A 21,344-nucleotide genomic window follows, 5' to 3' on the forward strand; every position below is an offset into this window, starting at 1 on the left:
GCGCACTGTCTATGCAGCTAAGCTGCACTCAGCCCGCCCGACAGCCTCCCGGCCTGTCCAGCCAGTAAACCATCCAACATCACATAAAAGAGACAGACATGAGCTATATCGCTATGAACCGTTTCCGCGTTGCCCTTGGCCGCGAGGATGATTTTGAAGCCATCTGGAAAAACCGCGAGGGCCGCCTCTCGGAAATGAAAGGTTTTCGCGAGTTCCGCTTGCTGAAAGGCCCCACAGCCGATGACCACCAGCTTTACTCAAGCCACACGCTCTGGGAGAGCAAAGATGACTTTGACGCATGGACCAAGTCACAACAATTCCGCGACGCCCACAAAAACGCAGGCAACGGGCGCACCGAGGGTGTGATGGTCGGCCACCCGCAGTTTGAAGGCTTCGAAACCGTTCTGATTGAAACCTGAGCTTTGCGCGCGGGGCCTTAGTCGGCCTCGCGCCCTTCCGTATCCGACATGTCAAATCCGAGATGTTTGGCAACAGTGAAGATATCCTTGTCGCCACGGCCGCACATGTTCATCACAAGGATATGCTCGCGCGGCAACTTCGGCGCAATCTTCATCACATGCGCCAGCGCATGAGACGGCTCGAGTGCCGGGATAATCCCCTCCAAAGCGCATGACAGCTGGAACGCCTCCAGCGCTTCCTTGTCAGTGATGCTCACATACTCGGCGCGCTTCGTATCATGCAGCCAGGCGTGCTCGGGCCCGATCCCGGGATAGTCCAGCCCGGCCGAAATAGAGAAGCCTTCCAGAATCTGCCCGTCATCATCCTGCAAAAGATAGGTGCGGTTGCCGTGCAAAACCCCGGGCCGCCCGCCGGTGAGGCTCGCGCAATGCTCCATCTTGGCGTTCACACCCTTACCGCCGGCTTCCACGCCGATAATATTCACCGAAGGGTCATCAAGGAACGGATAAAACAAGCCCATCGCATTGGAACCGCCACCAATCGCCGCAATCAGCGTATCGGGCAAGCGCCCTTCGCCCTCCTGCTCGGCCAACTGCCAGCGCACTTCCTTGCCGATGATGCTCTGGAAATCGCGCACCATCGCAGGGTAAGGGTGCGGCCCCGCCACCGTGCCAATGCAATAAAACGTATCACGCACATTGGTCACCCAGTCACGCAAAGCATCGTTCATCGCGTCCTTGAGCGTGCCGCGCCCGCTCGTCACAGGTATGACCTCTGCCCCCAAAAGGCGCATGCGGAAAACATTGGGCGCTTGCCGCTCAACATCGTGTTTCCCCATATAAACAACGCATTTCAGGCCGAATTTCGCACAAACCGTCGCCGTAGCCACCCCATGCTGCCCCGCGCCCGTCTCCGCAATGATCCGCTTCTTGCCCATGCGCCGCGCAAGCAGAATCTGCCCCAACACATTGTTGATCTTATGCGCGCCCGTGTGGTTAAGCTCGTCACGCTTGAAATAAATCTTCGCGCCGCCAAGATGCTCTGTCATCCGCTCCGCATAATAGAGCGGGCTCGGACGGCCCACATAATTGGCCCAAAGATCATCCATCTCCGCCCAGAAAGCATCATCCGTCTTCGCCTTCTCATATTCGGCCTCAAGCTCGAGGATCAGTGGCATCAGTGTCTCGGAAACAAACCGCCCACCAAAGTCACCGAAACGGCCGTTTTCGTCAGGCCCGTTCATGAAAGAATTGAAAAGATCGTCGGCCATAAGATGCCCTCTCTATCAGCGTTACCCTGTCCTAAATTGCGACGCCTCCAAGAGCAAGCAAAACGCGCCGACAAGCTCTCCCGTGGCTTCTTCTGTTCACAAATACCTCGGGGGGTCCGGGGGGCTGGCCCCCCGCCGGGTCGGATTTGCGAAGCAAATTCGAAATCAACGCAGAGCCGCCACAAAAGCCGCAATCCGCGCCGCATCCTTCACACCGGCACGGGCCTCAACGCCCGATGATACATCCACCTGTCGCGCGCCCGTCATCTGCACAGCCTGGCGCACATTCTCAGGCGTCAATCCGCCCGCAAGCATCCAAGGCTTGCGCCAGTATTTACGTCCCGACAAAAGCCGCCAGTCAAAAGCCAGCCCGTTTCCGCCGGGCAACTCGGCCCCCGTTGGCGGCTTGGCGTCAATCAACAACTGGTCGGCAACTTCTTCATATAACCCGATCTGCGCCATATCTCCCGCATCGGCCACGCCCACAGCTTTCATCACAGGCAGGCCATAGCGCGCACGGATTCCGCTCACCCGCTCGGGGCTCTCGGCGCCGTGAAGCTGAAGCATATCCAAAGGCACAGCTTCCACAATCGCGTCCAGATCCGCGTCCGTGGCATTCACCACAAGCGCCACCTTGGCCAAGCCCACTGGCGCATCCAGCGCCAGAGCGCGCGCGGTTTCAACGCTCACATGGCGCGGTGATTTCTCAAAAAAAACAAACCCCGCATAATGGGCGCCCGCTTTTGCAACCGCGGCCACATCCTCGGGCCGCGTCAGCCCGCATATTTTCACCCGCGTGTCCATATTTGTCCCCCGGAAATCAAAAGCGCGGAGCTGTCGCACCCGCGCCTGATATCTCATAGTTGTCTGTCGACTTCAGCCCGCTTTTTCAAGCAGTGCCAAAACTTCGTCGCCGGTCTTTGCCGTCTCGGCTGTCGCACCTTTTACGCGCTTAAGCTCGTTCTCCAGCTTTTTCACTTCGCCACGGCGCCGCGCGGCCTCGGCACGGTGTTTGTGTTCGCGCATCCACTCCCAGACGAAGCCCATAAGCAGGCCCGCTAGAATACCGATAAACACCACCACAAACAGCGGCAACTCGATCGCCCAGCTGTAGCCTGTCGCCTGTGCAAGAGCTTCTGGCAGAAGTTTCAGGCTAACCATCTGTGCATTCGCCAGCGCAATGGTCACCAAACATACCGCCAAGGCAGCCAAAAAAACGTACCTGATAAAGCGCATCTTTTACTTTCCGTTCAGTCTGTCTCTCAAAAGCTTGCCCGTCTTGAAAAACGGGACGTACTTTTCTTCCACGTCAACCGCTTCGCCCGTTCGCGGGTTGCGGCCCGTGCGGGCGTCGCGTTTTTTGACAGAGAAAGCACCGAAACCGCGAAGCTCGACACGGTCGCCCCGCGCCATAGCATCAATGATCTCTTCAAAAATGGTATTCACTATGCGTTCTACGTCACGCTGAAAAAGATGCGGATTTTCTTCCGCAATTTTCTGAACAAGCTCCGAGCGGATCATACGAGTCTGTCTCCCCAGGCAGAATTATTATTTTTATCTTCACCTGACTATAGAAGAAAATTTGCTATGAGAAACCATTAAGCTTGCCTCAATCACGGAAAAATAGAAGCGAAATCAGGGGTTTTGCTGCAAATGGCGGCTAGAATGCGCCTGCCGCAGCGCGGCACAGGCAAAGAAGCCTCACGCACCCAGTCTTTCCGTGCCCCCGATTCGCACAGAGATTTGCGCAAAAGAAAAGGCCCCGCAACTTGCGCTGCGAGGCCTCTCCAAAGCGTTAAAGCTGGTCTCAGTCGTCCGACTTGAGCGCCGCGCCGAGGATATCCCCAAGCGATGCACCGCTGTCTGATGAGCCATACTGCTCCACAGCTTCTTTCTCTTCGGCAATTTCACGTGCCTTGATCGAGAGGCCAAGACGGCGTGTTTTGCTGTCTACGTTTGTAACGCGCACATCAACCTTGTCACCAACCGAGAAGCGCTCAGGGCGCTGCTCTGCACGGTCACGTGACAGATCGCTGCGGCGGATGAAGCTCTTCATGCCTTCATAGACAACTTCAATGCCACCGTCTTCGATTGATGTAACCTCAACCGTGATGATCGAGCCGCGCTTCGTGCCGCCAACGGCTTCGGCAAACTTGTCGCCGCCAAGGCCTTTGATAGAGAGCGAAATGCGCTCTTTCTCGACGTCAACTTCCGAGACAACGGCCTGAACCATATCGCCTTTGCGGTAGTTCTGGATCGCGTCTTCGCCACGTTCGTCCCAGCTGATGTCGCTGAGGTGCACCATGCCGTCGATGTCGCCTTCGAGACCGATGAACAGGCCGAATTCGGTGATGTTCTTGACTTCACCTTCAACTTCCGTGCCCTCAGGGTGCGTTTCCGCAAAGACTTCCCATGGGTTGCGCTGTGTCTGCTTGAGGCCAAGTGAAACGCGGCGCTTCGCACCATCGATCTCCAGAACCATAACTTCGACTTCTTGCGATGTAGACACGATCTTGCCGGGGTGAACGTTCTTCTTCGTCCATGACATTTCCGAAACGTGCACAAGGCCTTCAACACCGGCTTCCAGCTCAACAAATGCGCCGTAATCGGTGATGTTGGTCACGCGGCCCATGTGAACGCTTTCCAGCGGATACTTGGCAGCCACGAGATCCCATGGATCGTCTTGCAGCTGCTTCATGCCGAGGCTGATGCGGTGCGTCTCTTTGTTGATCTTGATGACCTGAACCTTCACAGTTTCCCCGATTGAGAGGATCTCTGATGGGTGGTTCACACGGCGCCATGCCATGTCGGTCACGTGGAGAAGGCCGTCTACGCCGCCAAGGTCCACAAACGCACCGTATTCGGTGATGTTCTTGACCACACCGTCAACAGAATCGCCTTCAGCAAGGTTGCCGATAACTTCTGCACGCTGTTCGGCACGTGATTCTTCAAGGATCGCACGGCGCGACACAACGATGTTGCCACGGCGACGGTCCATCTTGAGGATCTGGAATGGCTGCTTGAGGCCCATAAGCGGGCCCGCGTCGCGCACGGGGCGCACATCAACTTGCGAGCCGGGCAGGAAGGCCACGGCGCCGCCGAGGTCAACCGTGAAGCCGCCTTTGACGCGGCCAAAGATCGCGCCATCGACACGCTCTTCGTCGGCATATGCTTTTTCCAGACGGTCCCATGCTTCTTCGCGGCGCGCCATCTCACGTGAGATAACAGCTTCGCCACGGGCGTTTTCAGCCGAGCGCAGGAAGACTTCAACTTCGTCGCCGACAGCGAGTTCAGCTTCTTCACCTGGGTTTGCGAATTCTTTAAGATCAACGCGGCCTTCCATTTTGTAGCCGACGTCGATGATGGCTTGGCCCGCTTCAATCGCGATTACCTTGCCTTTGACAACAGAGCCCTCTTCGGGCGTGTCCATTTCGAAGCTTTCATTCAGAAGGGCTTCAAAGTCTTCCATAGATACGGTGTTAGCCATGTGGCGTTTCATTCCTTTTAAGTGTTGCTGGCCGTGCGGTTGTCTCCGCCGGTCTCTCGGGTTTCGTCCCGCCAATGGCAGGCACTCTCTAGTTGGTCAGGCAGTTGGCGCAGGGTTTTCAAAACAAAGAGGGCCGGAGTTTCCGACCCTGCTCTCTTCATGCCCTGCGGTTGCCCCGCCTTGTTCGACAGGCGCGCGTATATAACGGGCCTGCCCAATGTGCAAGTCCCATGCACGCACAAGCGCCAAGCCCGGCATTCATCCGCTAGACTTTGACCAGACACAGAAACAAAATCTGTTCCCCGACATTCCGGCAAACTGCGCGGCCGAACGCGCACGGCACTCTTCTCTGCGCCCCCCTTTGCCCGTTGAACCGTCAAATCGCGGGTGCTACCCTTGCCGCTCATCGCCCCATAGGAAAGCGCCCCATTGTATACTCTCGGCCTCGCAACAATGGACAACTCCGCCGCAGCACTCATGAAAAACGGTGTGCTCATAGCCGCCGTTGAAAACGAGCGTCTCACACGGGTCAAGAATGATGGCAGCTTTCCCTTCGAGGCCATCGACGAAGTGCTGCGCATCGCAAACGTTAAAGCGCAGGAGATCGGCCTTATCGCGGTCTACTGGCAGCCGTGGCGGCTGCGTGGCCGCTCTTTTGGCACCCTCGCCAAAATGCTGCGCGCCCCCTCGCAAGCCGCCGCCCCTGCCGCCCGCGCGCTCACGCTCTTCCGCCGTTCAGGCGGCGAAGATGCCGCCCCCTCCGGTTCCTGGGCCGATCTCTTCCGCCTGCGCCGCAAGCTTACAGGCCGTTACGGCGATATCCCCGCCGCTATCCGCTACTACGATCATCACCTCACCCATCAGCTCTACGCCGAGGCCATGCAGGACTGGGACACATACCTCTCGCTCAGCTATGATGGCGGCGGGGAAGATGCTTCAACCGTGCTCACTGCTGTGCAAAACGGCACCCGCACCGAGCTGTCCCGCCACCGCTGGCCCAACTCTCTGGGGCATTTCTATTCTGTATTCACAGGCTATCTCGGCTTCCGGATGCTTGAGGGCGAATACAAAATGATGGGCCTCGCCCCTTACGGCGAGCCGCTCTGGAAAGACGATATTCTCAATCACATCCTGCGCCTGCGCTCACACGGCCGCTACCAGCTCAACACCCGCCTCTGCGACTATCACGGCGCGCGCAAAGGCCGCTTTCACCCACGGCTTGAGGCGCTCTTTTGCCCGCAACGCCAGCCCGATGAAGCCCCCACGCAAGATCACATCAACCTCGCCGCCTCTGTGCAAGCCGCCTATGAAGAAGCGCTTGCACATATGCTTGCACCGGCGCGCGCAAACTTCCCCGAAATCACCCGCCTCGCGCTTTCCGGTGGCTGCGCCCTCAATGTCACAGCCAATGGCAAACTGCTCGAGCGTGGCGCGGTGGCCGAGGTCTCCATCCCTCCCGCACCGCATGATGCAGGCTGCGCCATCGGCGCCTGCCTCGCGGCATTGCTGGATACCCCCGTCAAACCTGACTCTGCTTCGCTGCGCACGCCCTACCTCGGCGCCTCTTTTGATGATGCCGATATCGCCGCCGCCCTTGAGGCCCATGTCACAGACCTCCCCGTGCCGCTCTCCGATACCGCTCTCACAAAGCAAACCGCCGATCTGCTCGCAAACGGCCAGATCATCGCGTGGTTTCAAGGTGCTGCCGAGTTCGGCCCAAGGGCTCTGGGCACGCGCAGTTTCCTCGCCGATCCGCGCAATGATGCCATCCGCGACGCGCTCAACGACAAGATCAAAAAGCGCGAGCTTTTCCGCCCCTTTGCCCCCTCGGTCACAGAAAGCGCGGCGCAAGACTTCTTCGCGCTGAACCAGCCCAGCCCTTACATGAATATCGTCGCTCAAGTGCTCGATGACAAACGCAGCATTATCCCCGCGGTAACCCACACCGATGGAACCGCCCGCGTTCACACCGTCAGCCACGAAGCCGACCCCCTCTACCACGCACTGCTCACCGCTTTTGGCAAGCTCACAGGCGTGCCCGTCCTGCTCAACACCAGCTTCAACATCCAGGAACCCATCGTCTATTCCCCCGCTGATGCCGTCGCGACCTTCCGCGCCAGCGGCGTCGATGCTCTGGTCATCGGTCCCTACATCTTCACACGTGACTTACTCACATGAGCCTGCTCTTCCTCAGCATTGATTTTGAGGATTTTTCCCATGACCTCGGCCGCGACCTTGGCCTGTGGAAAACCCGCCCCCTGCGCCTTGAAGCCCTCACTCGCGCCTACGAGGCCATCGAGCGCTTCCTGCAAGCCCACGGTGGCGCGCGCGCCACGTTCTTCTGCACAGGTATCATCGCCGAGCAAACCCCCGGCCTCATCGCGCGCATCGCCGCCGAAGGCCACGAAATCGCCTGCCACTATCACTTCCACGACCACATTGACGAGGAAACGCCCGAAGCTTTCGGGGCCAACCTGCTCACCGCGCTCAAAGCCCTGCGCGCCGCCTCTGGCCAGTCGGTCACAGGCTTTCGCGCGCCAAAGTTCCGCATCCCGCAAACCAGCCCCGCGCATTACAACATCCTCGCGCAGTATGTGGATTACGATAGCTCCTTCCTCGCCGCACACCCGCATCAGGCCAAAGCCTTTGCCGCCAGTCTTGCCACCCCGCTCAAGCTCCTGCCCGTCTACGCCGCCCGGCCCGCAGCCCTCTCCCCAAAAATGCGCCTCGGCGGAACCTATATGAAGCTCTTCCCCCGCGCGGCCACAACACGTCTCATAGCAAGCAGCGAGGCCGCAGGCCTGCCCCCGCATATCTACCTGCACCCTTACGAATTCCTAAGCGATGGCAGCTTCACGCTTTCCCGAAAAGAGCTCGCCCCTCTCGGCCCCGCGAAAGCGGCCTACTGGCGCGTCCGACAGGCCCAATGGCACACAGTCGGCAACCGCTCCCTGCCGCAAAAGCTCTCTCACTTCGCACAGCACCACGGACTCGGCGGAAGGCTTGATCAAAACCTGCAAACTCTCGCCTTCTAAGCCTTTTTCTTTCTAGAAATGTCTTGGGACGTTTCCGCGCATCAAGCCTACGCCCGCGCTGCCTCTACAGCCGCAATCGCCCCGGCAACTGCCGCTTCAATGCTCATCTCCGAGGTGTCAATCAGCACCGCATCCCCGGCCGCGACCATAGGCGCTTCAGCCCGTGAGGCATCCCGCGCATCACGCTCTTTCACGTCGGCCAGGACCTCTTCCAATGTCGCCTCCGCCCCGCGCTCCAGCAGCTCCGCATGCCTGCGCGCCGCGCGCACTTCAGCGCTGGCCGTCACAAACAGCTTCGCCTCCGCATCGGGACAAATCACCGTGCCAATGTCGCGCCCGTCCAGAACGGCTCCACCTGCGCGCCGCGCAAAGGCGCGCTGGAAATCCACCAAAGCCGCGCGCACCTCGCCAATCACAGCCACACGGCTCGCCGCCTGCGCCACATCCGCTGTGCGCAAGCTCGCATCCTCCAGATCTTCCGCCACAAGCGCCTGCGCCGCCTCAACAGGGTCAACCCCCGCCAGCACCTTCGCTCCAACGGCCCGATACAAAAGCCCCGTGTCCAGATGAGCAAAACCGAAATGCGCTGCCACGGCCTTGGAGATCGTCCCCTTCCCCGCAGCAGCCGGCCCGTCTATCGCAATCGCAAAGCTCATCTCAAACCCGTTCAATCGTGGCACCAAGCCCGCCCATCAGGCTCTCGAATATGGGGAAAGACGTGGCAATCGGCCCGCCGTCATCCACCTGCATGAGCTTCTCGGAAGCCATCCCCAAAATAAGAAACGACATCGCAATCCGGTGATCAAGACGGCTCTCTACCGTTGCACCGCCCTGCACATTGCCATGCCCGCGGCCCTCAACAGCCCACCAGTCCTCGCCCTCGTCTACTGTCACACCCGCCGCACGCAAGCCCTTGGCCATCGCGTCAATACGGTCGCTTTCCTTCACCCGCAGTTCTTTCACGCCATGCATCTCGGTGCGTCCTTCAGCGAAGGCCGCCACAACAGAGAGCACAGGGTATTCATCAATCATGCTCGCTGCCCGCGCGGGCGGAACTTCTATCCCCCTGAGATCAGGCGAAAACTTCGCCCGCAAATCAGCCACAGGCTCGCCACCCTCTTCACGCAGGTTCTCGTAAGTCAGCTCCGCGCCCATCTCGACCAGCGTTGTAAACAGCCCCGCGCGCGTCGGGTTCAGCCCGATATTGGGCACAAGCACATCAGAACCCTCGGTGATAAGCGCCGCACACACAGGAAAAGCCGCAGAGCTCGGATCACGCGGCACTGTGATATTCTGCGCCTTGAGTTCCGGCTGTCCCTGAAGGCGGATCACGCGGCCCTCCGCTGTCTCTTCCGTCTCGATCAGCGCGCCAAAGCCTGCCAGCATCCGCTCGGTATGGTCCCGCGTCGCTTCACGCTCAATCACAACACTCTCGCCGCGCGCATTCAGCGCCGCCAGAAGCACCGCCGATTTCACCTGCGCACTCGGCACAGGCACTTCATAGTGCACGGGTGCTGCATCACGCGTACCGACAATAGTCATCGGCAAACGCCCGCCCCGCCGCCCGTAAGCCCGTGTGCCAAACAGCGCCAGCGGGTCTGTAACCCGCGCCATAGGCCGCGAGTTAAGAGAGGCATCGCCCGTAAATGTCGCCGTCATATCCGTGGTTGCCATCGCGCCCATGATGAGGCGCACGCCCGTGCCCGAATTGCCGCAATCAATCACATTTTCAGGCTCCGCAAAGCCGCCCACGCCCACACCGTAAACCCGCCAGTTGCCTTGCCCGAGGTCTTCCACCTCCGCGCCAAAGGCCCGCATCGCGCGGCCCGTATCAAGCACATCCTGGCCCTCAAGCAGCCCGGTAATACGGGTCTCGCCCACAGACAATGCGCCCAATATCAAGGCCCGATGCGAGATCGATTTATCGCCAGGCACATGCGCCTCGCCTTTAAGCGGGCCACATTTACGTGACACCATCGGAATTGCTGCGCCATGTGATGACATATCGGTCCCCGCGAAATTATCTCATCGCGTTTTAGACGAGCCGCACTCCGAGGTCTATGTCTAACCTGCCCTTAAAACCACTGCCCCGGCTCCATCAGCCCCAAGTCGAGCAACTGCCGCGAGTGCCATTCAAACGGCACCGAGTTGTGCCACTTGAACGTATGGATATCAAAGGTCGAGCCCGGGTTGCGCTTGAGCGCTTTGGCGGTGCGAAACGAGCAGACAGAGGCCGTGAGGTTGTTGTGCCACGGGCAGGCAAAGGTGTTATATTCCTCGTCGTTAAACGTGTGATCCTCGCGCAGCTTCAAGCCCGACTTGGCCCGAAACAGCGAGACACGGTCAATCTTGCGGCGCGGCAGCGGCACGTGCTCCTCATAACGCCAGCGCAAGCCTCCGAAAAAGTCGAGTTGCCGCTCCTTGGGGTGATTGTGATTTGCCGCATCTGGCCGCGCCAGCGCATAATATCCAGTGCGGTCAATGAAAGCACTGTCCAGCGACACCGCGTTCGGATAGCTGTTCAGATCGCCCGCATAAAGGTCAATCACATAAGACAGCATCGCATCGCGGCGCTCTTCGGTGTGAAAGGCCAGCATCTCGCCCACAGTGCGCGTCTCGCAAAACGGATAAAAGAGGTATTCCGCATTAAAACAATAATAGAGCCACTGCCCTTCTGCCGTCTCGATCACCGCATTCACTGCCCTTGAGAGCGCCGACTCACCACGCAAATCGTAGCCCACCCGCACAACCGTATCGGCCAGATCGGCCGCCAGAGAGAACTCCTTGGGCATAAAACCGATCACCCGATGAAACCCGAGTTGCTGATGGTGGCGCAGCGTGGTGTCAAGCTCGGCCTCGTCTTCCGCAAAGACAAGTGCAACCGGCCCCTTGGCCAGAAAGCCCGCCCCGTCTTTGATAAATGTCTCAAGATCGGAAAATGAAATCTTCATACTCATGCGCCCGTATTTTGGAGCAGAATCGGTTAATTCATCGTGCATTGCAAGTGGGCAAGGTTTTCGATACCCAGCGCCCAAACCCGCACACTCAGGAAACACGCTCATGACCAGCCCCAAAAAGCTCTTCATCAAGACCTATGGTTGCCAGATGAATGTTTATGATTCCGAGCGTATGGCCGAGGCCTTGAAGGGCTATGAGCAAACCGACACGCCCGATGACGCAGACATGATCCTGCTCAACACCTGCCACATCCGCGAGAAGGCAGCGGAGAAAATCTACTCCGAGTTGGGCCGCTACAAACCCCTGAAAGACGCCCGCCCCGACCTTAAGATCGGTGTCGCCGGCTGCGTCGCGCAGGCCGAGGGCGGTGAAATCATGCGCCGCCAACCGATGGTTGATCTTGTCGTCGGCCCGCAAAGCTATCACCGCTTGCCCGAAATGGAAGCCAGACTGCAAGCTGGTGAAAAAGCGCTCGACACAGACTTCCCCGAGGAAGACAAATTCGAGCACCTCGCCGCCCGCCCCAAGGCCGCGCGCGGCCCCACCGCCTTTCTCACCGTTCAGGAAGGCTGCGACAAGTTCTGTGCCTTCTGCGTTGTGCCCTATACCCGCGGCGCAGAAGTTTCCCGCCCTGTTGACCGCATCCTCACCGAGGCCCGTGATCTGGTCGAGCGCGGCGTGCGTGAAATCACCCTCCTGGGCCAGAATGTGAATGCCTATCACGGTTTCGGCACAGATGGCTCCGAGGCCACCCTCGCCCAGCTTATCTGGCAGCTTGATAAAATCGACGGCCTGGAGCGCATCCGCTTCACCACATCACACCCCAACGACATGACAGACGAGCTCATCGAGGCCCACGGAACCTGCGACAAGCTCATGCCCTACCTGCACCTGCCCGTGCAATCAGGCTCCGACAAGATCCTCAAGCGCATGAACCGCTCCCACACCCGCGACAGCTACCTCAAGCTCATCGAGCGCATCCGCGAGGCCCGCCCGGATATCCTGATCTCGGGTGATTTCATCGTCGGCTTCCCCGAAGAAAGCGATCAGGACCATGCCGACACGCTCGATATCATCCGCGAGGTGAATTACGGCCAAGGCTTCTCGTTCAAATATTCTCCCCGCCCGGGGACGCCCGCAGCCGAGCGCCCCGAAGTGGATGCCGCCGTGGCAGATGCCCGTCTGCAAGAGCTGCAAGCTCTCATCGCGCATCAGCAAAAAGCGATCCAAGATACAATGGTCGGCCGCGAACTGGACGTGCTGTTTGAAAAGCCCGGGAAATTCGAAGGCCAGATGATGGGCAAATCAGGCTATCTTCACGCCGTCCATGTGAAAAACTGCGACCTCCCCCGCGGTGCTTTGGCCCGCGTCAGAATCATCGAAAGCGTGCGCAACTCGCTGGCAGGCGAACTTGTCATCCGCTGATTCTCGATCGTGGCGGAAATTTGGCGGCTATGCGGCAGAAATTTGACACCGTGAAAGGCAATTTCCCCCCAGAATTGCCCGTTTGCAGCGAAACACCACAAGATATTGTAATTTCTACGCTTCACAAGCCTAACAATCTTGTTAAACTAGAACGATAAGACAGTGTCAGAACCTATGGCTGCCATACCATTTTTCAGGTCTGACCGGGGGAATTAACATAAGGGACACCGGCTGTGGCGAATTTGATTTCAAAATCAGTAACAAGCCTTGCTGCCTTTGCTTTGGGCGCGGTGATGACAGTCACAGCGGCAGAAGCACAGCAAGGAACACGCACCGTAACGGGCGAAAGATATGCACCGACAATCTGGGTTGATCCGGACGGATGCGAACACTGGGTTATGGACGACGGTTTTGAGGGCTATATGTCTCCCCATACCACGCGCCAGGGTATCCCTGTGTGCCACCGTGGCAATGTCTGCGGCGTCATGAACTCCGACCAGTTCTTCGCCACCAACAGTCACCACATCAGCGCCTCGGGTAAAGCGAGCCTTGCAGAATTCTTCCGCAGCGCTCAGGCCACATCCTTCATCATTGCGGGTCATACCGACAGCCGCGCATCCGATGAATACAACATGAAGCTCAGCTACAACCGCGCCAATGCCGTTGCCGCTGTGGCCAAATCGACAGGCGCTCGCATCGCTGATGTGCGCGGCTATGGTGAGCGTATGCCCATCGCGTCAAACAAGACAGCCGGCGGCATGAAGCAAAACCGCCGCGTCGAAATCATTTGTGTACGCTGATAGGGAGCCGGATCATGCTTAAAGTAAAAATCGCCGCGCTCATGACAAGCGCACTTCTCGTCTCAGGTTGCGGAGAATCCGTAATTGCAGGGTTGTCGGGTGAAGGTGGCGGAGGCCGTGTCAACACCGACAAAACAATCGACTACGGTCAAGGCGGCAAGGAGAAACACCTCTCCAACCTCGTCGCAGGCATCTGGGTTGATCCGAACGGCTGTGACCACTGGATCATCGACGATGGTATCGAAGGATATCTCAGCCAACGCCTCGACCCATACGGCAAGCCCGTCTGCTCGGGCATCGCGCCACCCAATACAGCCGTTGGCCCCTACAAGGGCAATCAAACAATCCGTGACTCGCTCTAAGCGGTGCTCATCACCATAATACCACGTCAGGCCATGGTGCACCCGCACCGTGGCCTGATGCATTCTGGGGCCTGCTTTTTAGCAAACTCCGCGCATCACCACATAGTTCAGGAGGTCTGATGACCACTTCAACATTGCCCCCCGCAGGCTCCACCGGCTCCAACGACACCGGTTCTGATAACAAAGACATCCTCAGCGAAGTGCTGCTTGATTTTCCCGACAACCGCCTGCTGATCGAGCTCTGCGGTGAGTTTGATCGCAATCTGGCCGACATCGAGCAAAAGCTTGCCGTCCAGATCCTGCGTCGTGGCAACCACCTCGCCATCATCGGCGATGCCTTCCAAACCGAGGGCGCCGCCAAAATCCTGCAAACCCTCTACGCCCGCCTCGAGGAAGGCCGCCCTGTCGAGGCCGCCGATATCGACCGCGAGTTCCGGATGGACACAAGCGCTGCCGCCTCGGCTGCGGCCAGCCCGGCCCCTGCAGGCCAGATGGAAATGTTCAAATCGGGCCGCGTCGAGATCCGCACCCGCAAAAAAACAGTCGAACCGCGCACCGCCGCGCAAAAGACCTACGTTGAAAACCTGTTCAAAAGCGAACTTGGCTTCGGCATCGGCCCCGCAGGCACAGGCAAAACCTACCTCGCCGTTGCCGTTGGCGTGAATATGTTCATGGAAGGCCATGTTGATCGCATCATCCTGTCCCGTCCCGCTGTCGAAGCAGGCGAAAAGCTCGGCTACCTGCCGGGTGATATGAAAGACAAGGTCGATCCCTACATGCAGCCGCTTTACGATGCGCTGAATGATTTCATGCCAGCCAAACAACTCGCCAAACTGCTCGAAGAAAAGCGCATCGAAATCGCGCCGCTGGCCTTCATGCGCGGCCGCACGCTCTCAAACGCGTTTGTCGTGCTAGACGAAGCGCAAAACGCCACTGCGATGCAGATGAAAATGTTCCTCACCCGTCTGGGCGAAGGCTCCCGCATGGTCATCACGGGCGACCGCTCCCAAGTCGATCTGCCCGCCCATATCACCTCGGGCCTCACAGAAGCCGAGCGCTTGTTAAAGCGCATCCCCGATATCAGCTTCAACTATTTCACCGCCGATGATGTGGTCCGTCACCCCCTCGTCGCCGCCATCATCAAAGCCTACGACGCCGACGCGCCGCTCGGATAAACACCGACAGCGCCAAAGCTCCTTTTTTCTTGCTCAAAATATCCTGGGAGAGCGCGAGAGGGCAAAGCCCTCTCGCATCGGTCGGATTTTCGCTATGCGAAAATCCGATCCCACTACTCCGCCCACATCCTCAGCAGATTACTGCGCGCCTTACCAATCCGCTGCACCTGTTCAAAGTCTTCTGCCGCCTCGGCAGCCACTCCAGCCTGCCAAAGATCAAACAAAATCTCCCGCGCGCGCGGATCACGGATAAAGCTCGTCACCCAGCCGACAATCACAATCCGCGCGCCACGCGTCACAGGCGCGACCCTGTGCAGGCTATCAGACGCGTATAAAATCATCTCGCCCTGATTAAGCTTCACCGCGCGGTCCTCAAGTCCGTCCACAATCACCAGCGCGCCGCCCTCATAGTCCTCGGGGGGCGTCAGAAACATCGTAAAGCTCAGGTCCGTGCGCGCACCGCCCATCAGAGCGTTGTCCACATGGTCACCATACTGCCCGCCGCCCTCGGTGCGCGAAACGATCAGCCGCGCAAACCCCTTCGGATAGGCCAGCGCGCCAAAGACAGGATGCGCCAGCAAAGCCGCTTCAAGCTTGCCCAACACGGCCGCTGTCTCGGCACAGCTCCCGGCTTGCAGGTTGTCCTTCACCCGCCGCGCCAGCCGCCCGGCCGTTTTGGCCCCGTCCTCAAACGGCAGCGCCTGTGCCGCATCATAAAGCACCTGCGCCTCGGTCGCGCTCAAAACATCCGAAAGAACCTGCGCCATCACTTCAGTCGCAGCGCAATAATCTCGGCCCAGCCTGCCGCCACGCTCAGTTGCGACGCATCCACAGCGGCAGTGTCAGAGGTCAGTGAAGGGTAAAGCGCCTCCACACCCTCAAGCTGGGCAAGCACATCCGCGCCCGCCTTGGCAAGGCTCACATCGGTTCCCCTCGCAAGGCGCTCGGCCCGTGCGCGTGCCGTTTCATAAAAGCCCCAGCTGTCACGATACTCGATCACGATATCCACCGCGCCTTCGGTGACACCGCCTTCGTATTCCGCAGCCGCCAGCTTGATCAACTCATGCACCGACATCAGCCTGTCATATCCCGAAGGCGAAGCGCTGATGATATTGCCGTCAATCGCCGTCATCAAGGCATCGTAAGCCTCCGTAACAGCCACATTGCCCTTGTCTTCGTTCACAGCCGCCAAAAACACCTCAGCCTCCCGAGCAAATCCGATGGCCTTATACTCGGCCAGGCTGTCCTCGATATCCTCGTAAAACGCGTGATGCGACTCTTCCAGATGCGCCTTGGCACCGTCGCGCGCTCCGCTCAGATAAAGCGAAGCGGCAATGCGATAAGTTCCTTCAAAATAGCCCAGCTTCGTCAAAAACCCCGCTGGCCCTTCGCTCAGCACAACGCCGGCTTCTCCCGCTTCACCACCTTCGCCCGCTTCAGCCTTACTCGCCGTTTCGGCATAAGCCTTGCCCACGAACATATCCTGCACCCCGTAAGAGTGTGTCACAGAAATCCCCGCAACAGTCGCAAGCGCAATTCGTCGCGGAGTGATCAGCCTTGGAGCCGCGGGAGCTTTGGTCTTGGTCATAGCCTGTGTCCTAATTCCGAGCATTTCTATCAGATATGTAAATTCTTCCTGCCTTCGTCAAGCCTTCTCTTTATCCTCGCGCCGCAAACGGCTATCGCTCGCGCATGTTGATTGATCTCATCACCGAAGACCCGCGCTGGCAAGAGGCCGGCCTTGACACGTTGGCCGAAAATGCTGCGCGCGCCGCGCTCGCACATCTCGGCCTTGTGCCCGCCGCGCATGAAATCGCCCTGCTCGCCTGCGATGATGCCCGCATCGCAACCCTCAATACCGAGTTTCGCGGCAAGCCGGTGCCAACCAATGTGCTCAGCTGGCCCGATGAAGACCTCGCCGCCGAAGAGGCAGGCGCACCGCCCGCCCTGCCAGACCCAAGCGCCCAAGACCCCGAAGAAGCGCTCTTCCTCGGCGATATCGCCATCAGCTATGACACCTGTGCGCGCGAAGCCGCCGATCAGGCCAAGCCCTTTGCCGATCATGTCACCCATCTGATCCTCCACGCCACCCTTCATTTGCTGGGCTATGATCACATTCGTGACAAGGATGCCACGCTCATGGAAACACTCGAGATAGAAATACTTGGCAAAATGGGCATTGCTAACCCATATTGAACGCAGTATCGCAAGGCTCCCTTCAGGAAAGAGATAATGGGCGACAGTATAGACGGTTCTTCTAACGCAGCGCCAAGCGCGCAGCCTTCCCCCGAGGCCAACCCTCACCCGACACCCCAAAAAACCGGTTTTTTCGCGCGTATCATCGGCGCGCTCAGCCCGTCTGATGCAGGTGACAAACCCCTGTCCCCACGGCCCGGTAACAGCAGAACAAACATCGCCCATGGCGTTCTAAATCTGCGCCGCATGGCGGTTGAAGACGTCATGGTCCCCGCCGCCGATATCGTCGCCGTGCCGTCCACCACCACAAAAGAAGAGCTGGTCAACGTGTTCCGCGAAAGCGGTCTTACGCGCCTGCCCGTCTATGAAGACACGCTCGACAGCCCGATCGGCATGGCCCACCTCAAGGATTTCGCACTCCAGCACGGCTTCAACGGCTCTGCCAAAGGCCGCTTCTCGCTCAAGGCTCTGCTGCGCCCGCTCATGTTCGTGCCGCCGTCGATGCCAATCGGTGTTCTGCTTGCCAAAATGCAGGCCGAGCGCAAGCACATGGCGCTGGTGATTGATGAATACGGCGGCGTCGATGGTCTGGTGACCATTGAAGACCTCATCGAGCAGGTCGTCGGCGAAATCGAAGACGAACACGACGCCGAAGAAGATGTCTATTTCACCTCCGACAAAAAAGGCGGCTATTTCGCGCTCGCCAAAACCCCGCTCGACGAGTTCGAGGAAGAAATCGGCCTGCCCCTCACCGACGTTGATGAAGTCGATGGAGAAGAAGTCGATACTCTCGGCGGCCTTGTCTTCATGCTCACAGGTCGCGTGCCCGTACGCGGCGAGGTGGTAAAACATCCGGAAGGCTTCGAGTTCGAAGTGGTCGATGCCGACCCGCGCCGCATCAAGCGTCTTCGCGTGCGCCTGCCAGATCACGCCGAGCGTGCCGCCAAAGCAGCCGCCGCCTCAACGGCCGAAAAAAGCAGCAATGCGGCGGCCACTTAACCCTATGCCATGGCTCACGGCGCTCGGCCTGCGTGCGCAAATGGCCCTCGCGGCTCTGGCGGGCGGGGGCGCCGCGCTCGGCCTTGCACCGTTCAATCTCTGGCCCCTCGCCCTTGTGGCGCTGGCCTGCGTTTATCTTATGTCTCTTGCGGCACAGAGCCGCCGCGCAGCCGCATGGCTCGGCCTCGCCGCAGGCACAGGCTACTTTGCCTTCGCCCTCATCTGGCTGGTCGAACCTTTCATGGTCGACCCGTGGCGCCACGCATGGATGGCCCCTTTTGCGCTGTTTTTCATGTCCGCAGGCCTTGCGCTTTTCTGGGGCGCGGGCTTTGCCTTCGCCCACAAACGTGGCCGCATTGCATTCATCGCATCACTGGCCATGGCCGAGCTCACCCGCTCTTACGTGCTCACAGGCTTTCCCTGGGCGCTTCTGGGCTATCTCTGGTCCGAAAGCCCGATGGCGATTTATGCGGCCTATATCGGCCCGCACGGCCTCACGCTTGTGGCACTTGTCGCCGCTGTCTCTCTCGCCACACGCCCGGCTCAGGCGCATATCACAGGCAATCTGCCGCTTGTGGGCGTGCTCATAGCCCTTGGTCTCACTCCGCAGCTCAAACAAGACACCGGCGCGCAGGCCACCGCCCCGCTTGTCCGCCTCATCCAGCCCAACGCGCCCCAGCATCAGAAATGGGACCCCGAGCATGTGATCGGGTTTTACGAACGCCAGCTTGGCTTCACTCAGGCCTCCTCTGAAACAGGCCAGCGCCCCGATCTTATCGTCTGGCCCGAAACCGCCGTGCCATGGACACTGGACCGCGCCGATACAGCGCTTGATATGATATCAGACGCCGCAGGCGATGTGCCCGTCGTCCTCGGCATCCAGCGCTTTGACAAGTTACGCCTCTTCAACTCGCTTCTCCTGCTTGACGGCTCGGGCCAGCAAGCCGCGCTCTATGACAAGTATCACCTCGTCCCCTTCGGCGAATATATCCCCTATGGCGACTGGCTCACACGCTTCGGCATCCGTGGTTTCGCCGCCCAGGAAGGCGATGGCTATTCTTCGGGCACAGGCCCCAAGCTCATCACCCTGCCGCGCATTGGAACAGCCCTGCCGCTCATCTGCTACGAAGCCGTCTTCCCGCAAGACGTACGCGCCGCGCCCGAGCGCCCCGCCCTCCTGCTCCAGATCACCAATGACGCTTGGTTCGGCAACTTCTCCGGCCCCCAGCAGCATCTCTCCCAAGCCCGTATGCGGGCTATAGAGCAAGGCCTGCCCCTCATCCGCGCCGCCAATACGGGCGTTTCTGCCGTGATCGACGCCCAAGGCAACATCACCGCCTTCCTACCTCTCGGCGAAGCCGGTTTTCTTGATGCTCGCCTGCCGCCCCCTCTGCCACCCACGCTTTATGCCCGCACAGGCGACTGGCCTGCCCTCGCGCTTTTCCTCGCGCTCATGGCGGCCTCTTGGCAACGCTTCCGCGCCGGCCGTCCGCGCGGGGTGAAATCTCATTGACATTCACACGCCCACGCGCGACCTACGTTGCAATAAATGAGCAAAACACCATCCCAACGGCTTCCTGACGGGGTGGATAACAAAGAACCGGAGCACTTTCATGGCACGTAATAACTATATTTTCACCTCGGAATCCGTTTCCGAAGGACACCCCGACAAAGTCTGCGACCGCATCTCCGATGCCGTCCTTGACGCCTTCCTCGCCCAAGAGCCCGAAGCCCGTGTGGCTTGCGAAACTTTCGCCACAACCAACCGCGTTGTCATCGGCGGCGAAGTCGGCTTGTCAGACCAAGGCAAACTCGCCGAATACATGGGCAAGATCGACGGGATCACCCGCGACTGCATCAAAGACATCGGCTACGAGCAGGAAAAGTTCAGCTGGAAGACCTGCGAAGTTACCAACCTTCTGCACGAGCAATCCGCGCATATCGCACAGGGCGTTGACGCCTCAAGCGAGAAAGACGAAGGCGCTGGTGATCAGGGCATCATGTTCGGCTACGCCTGCACCGAAACAGACGCGCTCATGCCCGCGCCGATCCAGTTCGCCCACGCAATTCTGCGCCGCCTCGCCGAGGTGCGCAAGGACGGAACCGAGCCGACCCTCGGCCCCGATGCCAAAAGCCAGATCTCGGTCATTTACAAAGACCGCAAGCCCGTCGGCATCAGCTCGATCGTGCTTTCGACCCAGCACCTCGATGAGAGCATGACATCGCAAGATGTGCGCGCAGTCGTTGAACCCTACATCCTCGAAGTGCTCCCCGAAGGCTGGATCATGCCCGAAACCGAATGGCACGTGAACCCGACAGGCAAGTTCGTCATCGGCGGCCCCGATGGCGATGCAGGCCTGACAGGTCGCAAGATCATCGTCGATACCTACGGTGGCGCAGCCCCTCACGGCGGCGGCGCATTCTCGGGCAAAGATCCAACAAAAGTTGACCGTTCCGCCGCCTACGCCGCGCGTTATCTGGCCAAAAACGTGGTCGCCTCGGGTATGGCCGAGCGCTGCACATTGCAACTCAGCTACGCCATCGGCGTAAGCAAGCCCCTGTCAATCTACGTTGACACGCACCAGACAGGTCAGGTTGAAGACGCCGCCATCGAGCGCGCAATAGCCCAGTGCATGGACCTCACACCCCGCGGCATCCGCCAGCACCTGTCGCTCAACAAACCGATCTACGAGCGCACAGCCGCCTACGGCCACTTCGGCCGCGCCCCCGAAGCCGACGGCGGCTTCTCATGGGAACGCACCGATCTGGCAGACAAGCTGAAAGCAGCGGTCTAAGCCACTCTAATAATTCAAAAAGGCGCGGGCGCATCAAGCCCCGCGCCTTTTTCTTTGTCCTGCGTGAGGGGGCAACCGTGCTCAAGCCCCTTCCATCATCATCGACCTGATTTTAACAGCCTTCTCAAAGTGGTCGAGCTTGTGGATCATGATCCACCACTCCGCCGCCTCCATCAGAAGCTCGGGGTCATCGTTCCTATTCGCAAAAAACGCATAAAACGAAAGGCCGACCCCTTCGCCTGTCTTGGCAATCTTCGCGTCACACACCGCTATCGCCTTGTCGCGCAAGCTTTGCCTCATAACACCTCTCCTTCTCCTTAAAGTTACCTTCGCCGACTCGCTTCAAAGCGGCAATTTTGAAGGTACACTCTACGTCCTCATTCGTAAGGATGATCTCGCCGCACAGCGTTTTGAGCACGCCA

At 59.2% G+C, this 21,344-nt stretch carries 22 protein-coding genes and 1 riboswitch; of the genes, 11 read left to right on the top strand and 11 right to left on the bottom strand.

The annotated features are described in order from the left end of the window. Positions 1 to 98 precede the first annotated feature (98 nt). The gene (locus OE750_RS15615) at positions 99 to 419 is read left to right on the top strand and encodes an antibiotic biosynthesis monooxygenase family protein (RefSeq protein WP_263765242.1); all 321 of its coding nucleotides are present in this window, start codon (positions 99 to 101) and stop codon (positions 417 to 419) included. A gap of 17 nt (positions 420 to 436) precedes the next feature. Here OE750_RS15615 and trpB read toward each other — a convergent pair whose 3' ends face one another. From trpB to rpsA, 5 genes are all read right to left on the bottom strand, one after another. Then, positions 437 to 1,690 carry a tryptophan synthase subunit beta gene (trpB, locus tag OE750_RS15620; protein WP_263765243.1) on the bottom strand — a complete coding sequence of 418 codons (1,254 nt, stop codon included), beginning with the start codon at positions 1,688 to 1,690 and terminating at the stop codon, positions 437 to 439. A gap of 165 nt (positions 1,691 to 1,855) precedes the next feature. Then, positions 1,856 to 2,494: a phosphoribosylanthranilate isomerase gene (locus OE750_RS15625; RefSeq protein WP_263765244.1), complete on the bottom strand. Its 639-nt coding sequence runs from the start codon at positions 2,492 to 2,494 to the stop codon at positions 1,856 to 1,858. 72 nt (positions 2,495 to 2,566) lie between these two features. Continuing rightward, a complete protein-coding gene (locus OE750_RS15630; protein WP_263765245.1) occupies positions 2,567 to 2,926 on the bottom strand; it encodes a LapA family protein in 360 nt (119 codons plus the stop codon). A 3-nt stretch (positions 2,927 to 2,929) separates the two neighbouring features. Then, the gene (gene ihfB, locus OE750_RS15635; RefSeq protein ID WP_263765246.1) at positions 2,930 to 3,211 is read right to left on the bottom strand and encodes an integration host factor subunit beta; all 282 of its coding nucleotides are present in this window, start codon (positions 3,209 to 3,211) and stop codon (positions 2,930 to 2,932) included. Positions 3,212 to 3,497: 286 nt separating this feature from the next. After that, positions 3,498 to 5,189 carry a 30S ribosomal protein S1 gene (gene rpsA / locus OE750_RS15640; RefSeq protein ID WP_263765247.1) on the bottom strand — a complete coding sequence of 564 codons (1,692 nt, stop codon included), beginning with the start codon at positions 5,187 to 5,189 and terminating at the stop codon, positions 3,498 to 3,500. Positions 5,190 to 5,630: 441 nt separating this feature from the next. Between rpsA and OE750_RS15645 the strand changes: the two genes are divergently transcribed. Both OE750_RS15645 and OE750_RS15650 read left to right on the top strand, forming a co-directional pair. Next, complete coding sequence (locus tag OE750_RS15645; RefSeq protein WP_263765248.1) at positions 5,631 to 7,355, top strand: carbamoyltransferase; 1,725 nt, start codon at positions 5,631 to 5,633, stop codon at positions 7,353 to 7,355. Then, positions 7,352 to 8,212, top strand: coding sequence for a polysaccharide deacetylase family protein (locus OE750_RS15650; RefSeq protein ID WP_263765249.1), 861 nt, complete (start codon positions 7,352 to 7,354; stop codon positions 8,210 to 8,212). The genes OE750_RS15645 and OE750_RS15650 overlap by 4 nt, the downstream gene beginning before the upstream one ends. Before the next feature lie 47 nt (positions 8,213 to 8,259). Here OE750_RS15650 and cmk read toward each other — a convergent pair whose 3' ends face one another. The 3 genes from cmk to OE750_RS15665 form a co-directional block, all read right to left on the bottom strand. Beyond that, positions 8,260 to 8,868 carry a (d)CMP kinase gene (gene cmk, locus OE750_RS15655; protein ID WP_263765322.1) on the bottom strand — a complete coding sequence of 203 codons (609 nt, stop codon included), beginning with the start codon at positions 8,866 to 8,868 and terminating at the stop codon, positions 8,260 to 8,262. 1 nt (position 8,869) lies between these two features. Beyond that, the gene (aroA, locus tag OE750_RS15660) at positions 8,870 to 10,216 is read right to left on the bottom strand and encodes a 3-phosphoshikimate 1-carboxyvinyltransferase (protein WP_263765250.1); all 1,347 of its coding nucleotides are present in this window, start codon (positions 10,214 to 10,216) and stop codon (positions 8,870 to 8,872) included. Positions 10,217 to 10,287: 71 nt separating this feature from the next. Next, positions 10,288 to 11,157, bottom strand: a complete 870-nt coding sequence (locus OE750_RS15665) for a hypothetical protein (RefSeq protein ID WP_412176236.1) — start codon at positions 11,155 to 11,157, stop codon at positions 10,288 to 10,290. A 115-nt stretch (positions 11,158 to 11,272) separates the two neighbouring features. Between OE750_RS15665 and miaB the strand changes: the two genes are divergently transcribed. The 4 genes from miaB (at position 11,273) to OE750_RS15685 (ending at position 14,932) form a co-directional block, all read left to right on the top strand. After that, entirely contained in the window at positions 11,273 to 12,595 is a 1,323-nt protein-coding gene (miaB, locus tag OE750_RS15670) for a tRNA (N6-isopentenyl adenosine(37)-C2)-methylthiotransferase MiaB (RefSeq protein ID WP_263765252.1), read from the top strand. 293 nt (positions 12,596 to 12,888) lie between these two features. After that, a complete protein-coding gene (locus OE750_RS15675; RefSeq protein ID WP_263765323.1) occupies positions 12,889 to 13,395 on the top strand; it encodes an OmpA family protein in 507 nt (168 codons plus the stop codon). Between the two features lie 14 nt (positions 13,396 to 13,409). Next, positions 13,410 to 13,757, top strand: coding sequence for a hypothetical protein (locus OE750_RS15680; RefSeq protein WP_263765253.1), 348 nt, complete (start codon positions 13,410 to 13,412; stop codon positions 13,755 to 13,757). A gap of 119 nt (positions 13,758 to 13,876) precedes the next feature. Beyond that, a complete protein-coding gene (locus OE750_RS15685; protein ID WP_263765254.1) occupies positions 13,877 to 14,932 on the top strand; it encodes a PhoH family protein in 1,056 nt (351 codons plus the stop codon). A gap of 113 nt (positions 14,933 to 15,045) precedes the next feature. Here the strand turns inward: OE750_RS15685 and OE750_RS15690 are convergent, their stop codons facing one another. Both OE750_RS15690 and OE750_RS15695 read right to left on the bottom strand, forming a co-directional pair. Then, positions 15,046 to 15,699, bottom strand: a complete 654-nt coding sequence (locus OE750_RS15690) for a Fe2+-dependent dioxygenase (RefSeq protein ID WP_263765255.1) — start codon at positions 15,697 to 15,699, stop codon at positions 15,046 to 15,048. Then, a complete protein-coding gene (locus OE750_RS15695; protein ID WP_263765256.1) occupies positions 15,699 to 16,520 on the bottom strand; it encodes a hypothetical protein in 822 nt (273 codons plus the stop codon). Before OE750_RS15695 ends, OE750_RS15690 begins: the two co-directional genes overlap by 1 nt. 104 nt (positions 16,521 to 16,624) lie before the next feature. On the opposite strand from OE750_RS15695, the gene ybeY reads away from it, so the two are divergent. The 4 genes from ybeY (at position 16,625) to metK (ending at position 20,922) form a co-directional block, all read left to right on the top strand. Beyond that, positions 16,625 to 17,128, top strand: coding sequence for an rRNA maturation RNase YbeY (gene ybeY / locus OE750_RS15700; RefSeq protein WP_263765257.1), 504 nt, complete (start codon positions 16,625 to 16,627; stop codon positions 17,126 to 17,128). A gap of 36 nt (positions 17,129 to 17,164) precedes the next feature. After that, positions 17,165 to 18,127, top strand: a complete 963-nt coding sequence (locus OE750_RS15705) for a hemolysin family protein (protein WP_263765258.1) — start codon at positions 17,165 to 17,167, stop codon at positions 18,125 to 18,127. Next, positions 18,111 to 19,640, top strand: a complete 1,530-nt coding sequence (gene lnt, locus OE750_RS15710) for an apolipoprotein N-acyltransferase (protein ID WP_263765259.1) — start codon at positions 18,111 to 18,113, stop codon at positions 19,638 to 19,640. The genes OE750_RS15705 and lnt overlap by 17 nt, the downstream gene beginning before the upstream one ends. A gap of 45 nt (positions 19,641 to 19,685) precedes the next feature. Then, positions 19,686 to 19,735, top strand: a riboswitch (SAM-SAH riboswitch). Positions 19,736 to 19,740: 5 nt separating this feature from the next. Next, the gene (metK, locus tag OE750_RS15715; protein WP_263765260.1) at positions 19,741 to 20,922 is read left to right on the top strand and encodes a methionine adenosyltransferase; all 1,182 of its coding nucleotides are present in this window, start codon (positions 19,741 to 19,743) and stop codon (positions 20,920 to 20,922) included. A gap of 81 nt (positions 20,923 to 21,003) precedes the next feature. Here metK and OE750_RS15720 read toward each other — a convergent pair whose 3' ends face one another. After that, positions 21,004 to 21,222 carry a DUF6500 family protein gene (locus tag OE750_RS15720; RefSeq protein WP_263765261.1) on the bottom strand — a complete coding sequence of 73 codons (219 nt, stop codon included), beginning with the start codon at positions 21,220 to 21,222 and terminating at the stop codon, positions 21,004 to 21,006. Positions 21,223 to 21,344 lie beyond the last annotated feature (122 nt).

The sequence above is a fragment of the Lentibacter sp. XHP0401 genome (assembly GCF_025751535.1).
Taxonomy (GTDB): Bacteria; Pseudomonadota; Alphaproteobacteria; order Rhodobacterales; family Rhodobacteraceae; genus Lentibacter.